This window comes from Fundidesulfovibrio sp. (assembly GCF_058402725.1).
The window spans coordinates 1-9,334 of record NZ_JBZVFJ010000134.1 but is presented as its reverse complement, the minus strand read 5'-3'; the positions used below and the strand labels follow the sequence as shown (position 1 = coordinate 9,334).

The 9,334-nt window shown below is 71.7% G+C and carries 11 protein-coding genes; 6 read left to right on the top strand and 5 right to left on the bottom strand.

Translation table 11 applies throughout. The features are described from left to right. Window positions 1-105: 105 nt before the first annotated feature. Window positions 106-783: an ABC transporter ATP-binding protein gene (locus ACV4UX_RS15055; protein WP_491594100.1), complete on the bottom strand. Its 678-nt coding sequence runs from the start codon at window positions 781-783 to the stop codon at window positions 106-108. A 37-nt stretch (window positions 784-820) separates the two neighbouring features. Here ACV4UX_RS15055 and ACV4UX_RS15050 point away from each other — a divergent pair, with 37 nt between their 5' ends. Then, a complete protein-coding gene (locus ACV4UX_RS15050) occupies window positions 821-1,468 on the top strand; it encodes an arylesterase (RefSeq protein WP_491594099.1) in 648 nt (215 codons plus the stop codon). Between the two features lie 3 nt (window positions 1,469-1,471). Here ACV4UX_RS15050 and ACV4UX_RS15045 read toward each other — a convergent pair whose 3' ends face one another. The 3 genes from ACV4UX_RS15045 to ACV4UX_RS15035 are packed head-to-tail and all read right to left on the bottom strand — an operon-like array spanning window position 1,472 to window position 3,938. After that, window positions 1,472-2,359, bottom strand: a complete 888-nt coding sequence (locus tag ACV4UX_RS15045; RefSeq protein WP_491594098.1) for a DMT family transporter — start codon at window positions 2,357-2,359, stop codon at window positions 1,472-1,474. Window positions 2,360-2,380: 21 nt separating this feature from the next. Next, window positions 2,381-3,259: an AraC family ligand binding domain-containing protein gene (locus ACV4UX_RS15040; protein WP_491594097.1), complete on the bottom strand. Its 879-nt coding sequence runs from the start codon at window positions 3,257-3,259 to the stop codon at window positions 2,381-2,383. After that, window positions 3,249-3,938, bottom strand: a complete 690-nt coding sequence (locus ACV4UX_RS15035) for an SOS response-associated peptidase (protein ID WP_491594096.1) — start codon at window positions 3,936-3,938, stop codon at window positions 3,249-3,251. Before ACV4UX_RS15035 ends, ACV4UX_RS15040 begins: the two co-directional genes overlap by 11 nt. Before the next feature lie 101 nt (window positions 3,939-4,039). Here ACV4UX_RS15035 and ACV4UX_RS15030 point away from each other — a divergent pair, with 101 nt between their 5' ends. Beyond that, window positions 4,040-4,258, top strand: a complete 219-nt coding sequence (locus tag ACV4UX_RS15030) for a Sec-independent protein translocase subunit TatA (RefSeq protein WP_491594095.1) — start codon at window positions 4,040-4,042, stop codon at window positions 4,256-4,258. An 18-nt stretch (window positions 4,259-4,276) separates the two neighbouring features. Beyond that, window positions 4,277-5,113, top strand: coding sequence for a ribonuclease H-like domain-containing protein (locus ACV4UX_RS15025; protein WP_491594094.1), 837 nt, complete (start codon window positions 4,277-4,279; stop codon window positions 5,111-5,113). Window positions 5,114-5,329: 216 nt separating this feature from the next. Here ACV4UX_RS15025 and ACV4UX_RS15020 read toward each other — a convergent pair whose 3' ends face one another. Beyond that, window positions 5,330-5,662, bottom strand: coding sequence for a hypothetical protein (locus ACV4UX_RS15020; RefSeq protein WP_491594093.1), 333 nt, complete (start codon window positions 5,660-5,662; stop codon window positions 5,330-5,332). A 251-nt stretch (window positions 5,663-5,913) separates the two neighbouring features. On the opposite strand from ACV4UX_RS15020, the gene ACV4UX_RS15015 reads away from it, so the two are divergent. The 3 genes from ACV4UX_RS15015 to ACV4UX_RS15005 form a co-directional block, all read left to right on the top strand. Then, window positions 5,914-7,302 carry an MBOAT family O-acyltransferase gene (locus ACV4UX_RS15015; protein WP_491594092.1) on the top strand — a complete coding sequence of 463 codons (1,389 nt, stop codon included), beginning with the start codon at window positions 5,914-5,916 and terminating at the stop codon, window positions 7,300-7,302. A gap of 25 nt (window positions 7,303-7,327) precedes the next feature. After that, complete coding sequence (locus ACV4UX_RS15010) at window positions 7,328-8,494, top strand: DUF459 domain-containing protein (RefSeq protein WP_491594091.1); 1,167 nt, start codon at window positions 7,328-7,330, stop codon at window positions 8,492-8,494. A gap of 51 nt (window positions 8,495-8,545) precedes the next feature. Then, the coding region (locus tag ACV4UX_RS15005) for an SGNH/GDSL hydrolase family protein (RefSeq protein WP_491594090.1) at window positions 8,546-9,334 on the top strand (789 nt) is incomplete at its 3' end.

Below are 9,334 nucleotides of genomic sequence, written 5' to 3'. Positions count from 1 at the left end.
GCCAGTTGAAGGCCCAGAGCGTGCAGAGGACCACGGCGGCCATGAGCAGGATGCGCGTGGGGTTGAAGCGCCGGGAGCCGGCGGGCGGGTCGATGGAGAGGGGGGTCACGGCTGGTCCTGGATGACGCCGTCCTCCATGCGGGCCACGCGGTCGCAGCGCGCTGCGAGAGCCTGGTCGTGGGTGACGAGCACGAGGGTCGCGCCGGATTGGCCCACGAGGTCGAAAAGCATGTCGACCACCTTGAGCCCCGTGGCGTGGTCGAGGTTTCCTGTGGGTTCGTCGGCCAGGATCAGGCGTGGCCCGGCGGCCAGGGCGCGTGCCAGGGCGACGCGCTGCTGTTCGCCGCCGGAGAGCTGGGCGGGGTAGTGCGCGGCGCGGTTGACGAGTCCCACGCGGGCCAACGCCTGCCGGGCGCGGTCCATGGCTTGGGGGTCGCGGGCGAATTCCAGGGGCAGGGCGGCGTTTTCCAGGGCGGTCATGGAGGGGGCCAGGTGGAAGCTCTGGAAGACGATGCCCACGTTGCGCAGACGGAAGGCGGCGAGTTGGTCTTCGTCGAGGGGCGTAAGGTCCTGCCCGGCCACCTGGACCAGCCCGGAGGTGGCGCGTTCGAGCCCGGCCATGAGCATGAGCAGGGTGGTCTTGCCCGCGCCGGAGGGGCCAACCACGGCGAGGCGCTCGCCCGTCCGGGCGCGCAGGCGCGCGCCGCGCAGGATGTTGACCGGTCCTGCCTGGCTTTGTAGGGTCATGTGCACGTCTTCGAGGACGATCATGTCGTTGTCCATGGGTCCATCATGGCATGGGCGACGCGGGGATGGCAACGTGGCGCACGGGATTTTGGGCCGGGTGGCCCTGGTGTTGGCGGTGTTCCTGGGGGGACTCATGGCGGAAGCGGTCCAGGCGCGGACGTTGCGCGTGGTGGCGCTGGGCGACAGCCTGACGGCGGGATTCGGGCTGGGCCCGTCGGAGTCGTTCCCGGCGGTGTTGCAGCGGGAGCTGCGCGCGCGCGGCCACGACGTGGAGGTGGTGAATTTCGGCGTCTCGGGCGACACCACGGCGGGCGGCGTGGCCCGGGTTGGCGCGGCGCTGGCCGCGCGGCCGGACGCGCTGATCGTGGAGCTTGGCGCCAACGACGGCCTGCGCGGGTTCGACCCGGCCCTGGTGCGCGCCAACCTGGAGCGCATCCTGGCGGAGTGCCGCAAGGCGGGCGTGCCGGTGCTGCTGGCGGGCATGCGCGCGCTCCTGGGCATGGGGAAGCGCTACGGTGACGAGTTCGCGGCGGTGTTCGCGGATCTCGCCCGCGCGCAGGGGCTCGCGTTCTATCCGTTCTTCCTGGAGGGCGTTGCGGGCGACCCCACGCTCAACCTCCCCGACGGCCTGCACCCCAACGCGCGCGGGGTGGAGGAGATCGTGCGGCGCATGCTGCCCGTGGTGGAGGCCTTTTTGAAGGATCTGCCCGCCAATCCCTGACCTCTAGTTCCTCCGCAGGGTCCGGATGCCGCCCAGCACCAGGGCGGCCCCGGCCAGCCGGGCGAGGCCCGGCGTCTCGCCCAGGAAGGCCCAGCCCATGAGGAGCGCCGCCACCGGGGGCAGGTAGGAGACGGCCGAGGCCCGCACCGCGCCCACGGCTCCGATCAGCCCGTAGTAGACCACATAGGCCGCGCCCGAGCCCACGGCCCCCAACCCCACGGCCACGCAGGCCAGCAGCTCCCAGGAATCCGCCACGCGCGCCATGCCCTCCCAGCGGGCCAGCGGCGCATAGAAGAGCGTGGCCAGAAGCATCTGGAGCGCGGCCAGGGAAAGGGCCGTGACGCCGGGCTGGACGAGGAATCGCCGGGCGTACACGAAGGCCACGGCGTAGCCGCAGGCCCCGGCCAGCATGAAGCCGGCCCCGGCAAGCGAGCCGCGCGGCGTGCCGTTCCAGGGGGCCAGCACGCAGACGAGCCCCAGGAAGGAGACGCCAAGCCCGGCCAGGGCGGCGCGGGTCAGGCGCTCCCGGGGCAGGGCTGCGGCGGCCAGCAGGGCGGTGAGGAGCGGCACCGAGCCCGAGAGCACACCGGCCGTGCCCGCGTCGAGCAGGCGCGTGCCCTGCATGAAGCAGTGGAACGTGAGCACGTTGGCCGAAAGGGCCATGACGCAGGAGTGCCCCAGGAGGGCGGGCCGCCGGCGCACGGCGGCCAGGGCCGGGGCCAGGAAGGGGGCCAGGGCCGCCGCGCCGAAGGCCAGGCGCAGCCAGACGGCCTGGGAGGGCTCCAGGGCGGTCAGGGCGGCCTTCATGAGCGGGAAATTGGCCCCCCAGAGCAGGCCCAGCACGGCCAGCCAGGCATACGGAACGCGCGCGAAAGAGAGCGGAGCGGTCATGACGAATCCTCCTGATCGGTTTCAGGGGGATTCTGCCTTCGGTACGGGATCGCGGTCTTGCAGGTTCTTGCTCTTTTGCCGGAACGCGCCAGGCGTGACGCCCACCACGGCCTTGAAGCGGTTGGTCAGGTGGCTCTGGTCCGCGAAGCCCGTGGCGGCGGCCACCTGGGCGATGGGCTCCCCCTCGGCCAGGAGGCGCTTTGCCTGGCCGATGCGCCGGGCGAGCTGGTAGACGTGGGGCGGCATGCCCACCTGGGCCGTGAAGGAGCGCGCGAAGTGCCAGGGGCTGAGCCCCGCCACGGAGGCCAATTCCTCCAGGGTCACGGCCTGTTCGGGGCAGGCGTGGAGCAGTTGGCGGGCGCGGTCCACTCCTGGACGGTGGGGAGCGAAGGGCCGCACGGCGGCGCGCGGCGCGCCGTGGCGGGTGATGAGCGCGGCAAGGGCCGAGGCGAGCAGGGCCTGGCGGGCCAGGGGCGTGGCGCAGCCGGAGTCCAGGGCGGCGTGCAGGGCCAGCAGGCGTCGGGTGACCACGTCGTCGTGGTGCACGAGGCTGGGGAAAAAGGGGGCGTCCACGGGGCGTCCGGCCAGGTCGGAGGCCACGGCGGCCAGCACGCGGGGGTGCGGGTAGACCACGCGGTAGCTCCAGCCCTGCTCCATGGCGGCGTGGCCGGTGTGCGGCTCCTGGGGGTTCATGACGCAGGCGGTGCGCTCGGGCATCACCAGATTGCCGCCCCGGTAGCGCACGCCCTGGGCTCCGGACTGGATCACCCCGATGACGAACTCCTCGTGGGCGTGGGTGGCGAAGCGGTGCTCCACGTAGGTAGCGTGGAGGCATTCCAGCCCGTCCAGGTCCGGGTCGGTCCAGAAGCGCGCCCGGTCGCGCGGGGGCTCAGGGGTCAAGGAGCGACCCCTCCGGCTCCCAGGGCGCGAGGAGGTCCGGCCCCTCGGCGGATGCGGCGTTGACGCGGGGGCTCACGCGCCGCCGGATCATGCCGGGCCAGTCGCGCGGGGCCAGGATGTGTTCGACGTCTCGCGGGTCCTGGAGTGCTGGGTCCAGCCAGATGGCGTCGTCTGAGGGCTCCAGGAGCGCGGGCATGCGGTGGTGCACGGGGGCGACGAGGGCGTTGGCCGCGCAGGTGAGCAGGGCCAGGGTGAGCAGGTGTTCGCCGCCGGGCAGCTCGCAGTGTTCCCAGAGCCCGGCCAGGGCCAGGGGCTGCCCGTCCGGGCGGGTGAAGAACCAGGGCTGCCTGCGCCCGGGCGGGCCGCTCCATTCGTAGAAGCCCTGGGCCGGGACCAGGCAGCGGCGGTGGCGCAGGGCGGCCCGGAAGGCGGGCTTCAGGGCGGCGGTCTCGGCGCGGGCGTTGATGAGCTTGTGGGCCATGGAGGCGTCCCTGGCCCAGAAGGGCACGAGCCCCCAGCGGTAGAGCCCGGCGGCGCGCCCGGCAGGGGAGGCGGTGACGGCCTCCACCAGCTGGCCCGGGGCGATGTTGAAGCGCTCCGGAGCCTCGGGCATCTCCGGGAGCAGGAAGCGCTCGCGCACGAGGCGGCGGGGGATGCCCAGGGCGAAACGTCCGCACATGGGGGCTCGGCTCCGTGACGTTTTGGGGTTGCCAAAGGCCGGGGGGGAGCTTAGGTTCCCCGCACGGCAAACCAAGGGCGCTTCGGCGCGAGGAGATGCACATGGGCGCGTTCTCGATTTGGCACTGGATCGTGGTTTTGGCAATCGTTCTGCTGCTCTTCGGGCCGGGCCGCCTGGGCAACCTCGGGCGCGACCTGGGCAAGAGCATCAAGGAATTCAAGAGCGCCATGAACGACAAGGACATCACCCCCGACAAGATCGAGTCCCAGCAGGGACAGGCCGCCTCCACCGTGAGCCAGTCCGAGAAGACCAAGGCCTAGCCTCCGGGTTCCTGGCCGATGCTGGGCCGCACCTTCTGCCACCTGCCCGGCGTCGGCCCCAAGAGCGAGGCCGGGCTCTGGAACGCGGGCGTCCGCTCCTGGGACGACGTGCTTTCGGGAGGCGAACTCCCGGTGAGCCCGGGCAAGGCGGAGATCCTGCGCGAGGGGGTCCGCCGCTCCCGGGAGGCCCTGGAGGCCCAGGACGCCGACTGGTTCGCCGCGCGTCTGCGCACAGCCAACTCCTGGCGGCTTTTCCCCCATTTCCTGCCCCACGCGGGCTACCTGGACATCGAAACCGACGGCGAGCGAGAGCCCGTGGTCACGGCCGTGGCCCTGCTGCACCAGGGCCGCCTGACCAGCTACGTGCACGGCCGCGACATGGACGCCCTGGAGCGGGACCTCTCCCGGGTGAAGGTGCTGGTGACCTTCAACGGCAAGTGCTTCGACGTGCCGGTGCTGGAGCGGGTGCTGGGCGTGCGCTGCCCGCGCGCCCACGTGGACCTGCGCTTCGTGCTGCGCGGCCTGGGGCAGGCCGGGGGGCTCAAGGCCTGCGAGAAGCGCTACGGCATCTCGCGCAGAGAGCTCGACGGCGTGGACGGCTGGAGCGCCGTGCTCCTGTGGCGGCTGTGGGAGCGCACGGGGGACCCGAGGGTGCTGGAGACGCTCCTGGCCTACAACGCCGCCGACGTGCTCTCGCTGGAGGTGCTCCTGGCCCACGCCGTGGACGAGCTGCTCCTGGCCACGCCCTTCGCGGCGGGGCTCACCCTGCCCATCCCGCCCATGGCGGAGAATCCCTTCACGCCCGACCCCGAGATCGTGGAGATGGTGCGCGGAGTGGCGCGCCAGCCGTACTGATCCGGCCCGCCGCGTCGCCCCGCCGTTTCCGTCGTTCCCGTCGTCCCGCCGTTCCCGCCGTCCCGCCGTTCCTGCCAACTCGTCGACTCGTCGTCCCCGTCGACCCGGCAATGCGCCGCCTCCCCCCGGTCCGTCTGCACGGCGTTCCCGAGGTTCCGGCGTCTCGCCGTCCCGTCGTCTCCGGCTGGAATGCGCGCGGCCGCGCCCACGAAAAAACTACCAGTTCTTGTGGCGCTTCTCGAATTCGCTGAAGGCGTTGGACTTGTCGCGGTTGCGTTTCTTGAGGCCGTCCAGGAGCGAGTTGCCGATGTCCTCCAGATCGCTGGGAGTCAGGCGCGGGGGCGCGCCCTTGGGGCGCTGGGCTTCTTCGAAGGCGGGGGCCTGGGGGTCCTCGAAGCGGCTGGCCTGGGGCGGCTCGGCGTGCCGGGGGGCGGGCTCCGCCTGCACGGCGACGGTTTCTTTCTGCAGCGGGATGCCCTGGCGCATCATTCTGATTTCCTGGAGGATTTCTTTGTTGACGGCGAGAAGTTCGCGCAAAAGTTCTTCCACGGTGTAACCTCCGGGTCACGCGCAGGGCACGTGGCGGTTGCCTTTTTCAGGGCGAGGGATATGATGGGCGCACGCGGCGATTCCACGGTGTCGACCCTCCCAGCGGCCCGGTCAACAGTCCGGAATCGTTGCCGAAGCAGTTCGTGTCGCGTCCCGCCCGGTTTGTCCGGGCGCCCGGAGAGTGTAACAGCCAAGGGGCTCCGTCAAGCCCGTCCGCCAGGATCGCATCATGTCTTTCGCCACCGGCCGCCATGCAACTCCTTAGCGTCGAGTTCGCCGTCTTCTTCCTGGCCGTCCTGGCCCTGGCCTGGGCTGTCCGGACACGTCCCGGGGCGTTCAGGTTCCTCCTGCTCGCGGCGTCCTACGTCTTCTACGCCGGGTTCCACGCGGGCTTCGCCGCGCTGCTGGTCGGCGTGAGCCTTCTCACGTGGTGGGCGGGCCTTGCCCTGGCCGGTCCCTGGCAGGGCAGGGCGCGCACGGGCATCCTCACGGGCTACCTGGCCCTGGTGCTGGGCGAGCTGTGCGTCTTCAAATACTGGAACCTGGCCACGGAGCTGACGGGCCTTCTGCCGGAGCTCTCCCTGGCCCTGCCCGTGGGCATCTCGTTCTTCACCTTCCAGGGCGTGGGCTACGTCATGGACGTGTACCGCCGCCCCGAGGAGGCGCAGCGCTCCGCCCTGGACGTGTTCCTGTTCATGGCCTTTTTCCCCACGCTGCTCTCGGGCCCCATCCTGCGCGCAAGGGACTTCATCCCTCAGCTGCGCTCCGACGCGCCCGCCTGGACCGACGCCTCCCAGGCCTTCTGGCTCATCGTGCTGGGTCTCTTCAAGAAGGTGGCCCTCTCGAGCTACCTCTCAGAGCACGCCACGCGCCAGCTTTTCAGCGGCCCCGAGCACTTCTCCAGCCTGGGGGCGCTCCTGGGCGTGCTGGCCTACAGCGCCCAGATCTACTGCGACTTCTCCGGCTACTCCGACCTGGCCCAGGGCCTGGCCGGGCTCCTGGGGCTGCGCGCGCCCGACAACTTCAACCAGCCCTACAAGGCGCGCAACCTCCGCGAGTTCTGGCAGGGCTGGCACCTGAGCCTCTCCACCTGGCTGCGCGACTACCTCTACATCCCCCTGGGCGGCAGCCGCTGCGCCCCGGCGCGGCGCAACCTGAACCTGCTGGTCACCATGGGCCTGGGCGGGCTCTGGCACGGCGCGGGGCTCAACTTCCTGGCCTGGGGTCTGCTGCACGGCGGGGGCCTCGTGGCCACCCACGCCCTCTCGGGCAGGCTGCCCGCGCCGCGCACGCCCGCCGGGCGGCGTCTGGCCGATGCGGCCTGCTGGGCGGGCACCTTCGCCTTCGTCACCCTGGCCTGGGTGTTCTTCGCCGCGCCGGATTTCGACACCGCCGCGCGCGTGCTCGGACGCATCGCCTCCCTGGACGGCTCCGGCCAGGGACCCACGGCCACCCTGGCAGTGGTGACGCTGGGCGTCATCGCCTACCAGGCCCTGCGCCTGGACTGGCTGCGCACCTGCCCCAGGCCCCTGGCCATGCTGCCCGCGCCCGCGCAGGCGGCGGCCCTGGGCCTCCTGGGAGCCTTGATCGTTCGCATGGGGCCCGACGGCATGCTGCCGTTCATTTACTTCTCCTTCTGACGCCAACCGACGAGGACCAACGCCCATGAAGGGTGGACGCATCGTGTGCACATACGCCCTGGCCCTGGCCGTGGGGCTATTCGCGCAGTTCGACCGGGTGGCCCCCTGGCTCTCCGGACTCTTCGAGGGCTTGCCCCCAGCCGCAGTGGCCGACGCCGCGCGCCTGGGCGGGGACGTGCACCGCGCCCTGGGCCTGGAGCGCCTGGGCCTGGCCCTGGACTGCTCCACCTCCGGGCTCTTCGAGGGCACCTACAAGAACACCTACCGTTGCGACCGCGCCCTGCTGGCTGCGGACGACTCCCTCTTCCCGGCTCCGGCCCACGCCGCCGCTCCGGACCCCGAGGCCCGGACCGCCGAGGGCGAACCCGCCCCGGCTCCGGAGGCGGCCCTCGCGCCCGGAGGCCCCGGCGAGGCCGCCCCTCCGGCCCCCCCCCACGCCGCCCAACCCGGTGCGGTCCGCCAGGCCGAGGGGCAGCGACCGGCCCAACCCAAGCTCGTTCCGCCCTTCAACGTGCTGGTGGCCGGGGACTCCCTGGCCGTCGCCCTGGCCGTGAGCATGGAGCGCGTGCTCAAGGGCTTCGACGGCCTGACCATGATCGCCAAGGGCAAGGTGGCCAGCGGCCTGCAGAACCCCCAATACTACAACTGGGAGCAGGCCACCCGCCAGTTCCTGGCCGAGTACGACCCCAAGCTCGTGGTCTTCATGATGGGGGCCAACGACGCCAAGTACCTCTCCCTGGAGACCGACGCCTCCCAGCCCACGGCCGTGTCCGACAAGCGCCGCCAGGTCTACGAGGCGCGCCTGGCCCGGATGCTGGCCCTGCTGGACGAGCGCGGCGTGCGCCACTACTGGATCGGCATGCCCGTCATGGGAGATCCGGACCTCTCGGCCAAAAGCCGCGCCCTCAACGCCATCCTGCGCGCGGCCTGCCAGGCCTCGGCCCACGGCCACTACCTGGACACATGGACCCTCCTGGCCGGTCCCGAGGGCGAATACGCCCAGCACCTGCGCGATGCGGCCGGCCAGCGCGTGCGCGTGCGCGAGGGCGACAAGATCCACTTCGCCCCGGCCGGGGGCGACATCATTGTGCGGGCCTTCCTCAAGGAGGCCGGAGAGGACGTGGACCTCAAGCCCAAGGGCCAGAAAGAGGTGGCCCAGGCCGCCGGACGCGAGGGCGTACAGGTCCGCTGAGCGCTCCCGCCCCTTGACGGCGACCCCGTTCTGGGGCCAAACGGAGCAGTTATGCGTTCATCGACCACGACCCGCAGAATCCTCCTCGCCCTGGCCCTCCTCTTCGTGAGCGGCTGCGCGGGGATCGGCGGCGAAGGCTCCGCCCTCGCCAAGGCCGGCCGCAAGTCCCAGGCGTACGCCCTGCTGGAACGGCCCAACCTCTCCCCCAAGGACCTCTTCGCGCCCCGCGCGCCCCTGCGCCACGTCCAGTGCCTGGCCGTGGTGGGCGATTCGCTCTCCATCAGCCTGGCCTCCGAGCTGGAGAAAAGCCTCGCGGAGAAGCCCGGGCTGGCCTTTGTCCGCCTGGGCAAGGTCTCCTCCGGGCTGGCCCGGCCCGACTTCTTCGACTGGGACCGCCACATGGAAGACGTGGCCCGCCGCTACCGGCCCGACGCGGTGGCCATCATGATCGGCGCCAACGACAACAAGCATCTGCGCCAGCCCGACGGCTCCCAGATCACCTACGGCACGCCCCAGTGGGACAGGGACTACGCCGCCCGCGTACGCCGCATGGTGACGATCGCCCGGCGGCACAACCCGCAGGCCGTCATCTTCTGGATGGGCGCTCCCGTCATGGCCGACGGCGCGCTTTCGGGCGACCTGCGCCACATCAACGCCCTGGTGCGCAAGACTCTGGCCTCCCTGCCCGACTGCCACTACGTGGACACCTGGCAGCTCTTTTCGGCCCCCGACGGCAGCTTCGTCTTCTCCAAGGACGACGTGGAGGGCGGGGCCACCCTGCGCGCCCGCGACGGCGTGCACATGACCCAGGCCGGCGCCCAGGCCCTGGCCGGACGCGCC

Bases quoted from the DNA above. Each gene is read 5' to 3' on its own strand.
- ACV4UX_RS15025 (WP_491594094.1), top strand. From the start codon at position 4,277: ATGCTGGGCCGCACCTTCTGCCACCTGCCCGGCGTCGGCCCCAAGAGC.
- ACV4UX_RS15045 (WP_491594098.1), bottom strand. From the start codon at position 2,359: ATGACCGCTCCGCTCTCTTTCGCGCGCGTTCCGTATGCCTGGCTGGCC.
- ACV4UX_RS15030 (WP_491594095.1), top strand. From the start codon at position 4,040: ATGGGCGCGTTCTCGATTTGGCACTGGATCGTGGTTTTGGCAATCGTT.
- ACV4UX_RS15055 (WP_491594100.1), bottom strand. From the start codon at position 783: ATGGACAACGACATGATCGTCCTCGAAGACGTGCACATGACCCTACAA.
- ACV4UX_RS15015 (WP_491594092.1), top strand. From the start codon at position 5,914: ATGCAACTCCTTAGCGTCGAGTTCGCCGTCTTCTTCCTGGCCGTCCTG.
- ACV4UX_RS15035 (WP_491594096.1), bottom strand. From the start codon at position 3,938: ATGTGCGGACGTTTCGCCCTGGGCATCCCCCGCCGCCTCGTGCGCGAG.
- ACV4UX_RS15010 (WP_491594091.1), top strand. From the start codon at position 7,328: ATGAAGGGTGGACGCATCGTGTGCACATACGCCCTGGCCCTGGCCGTG.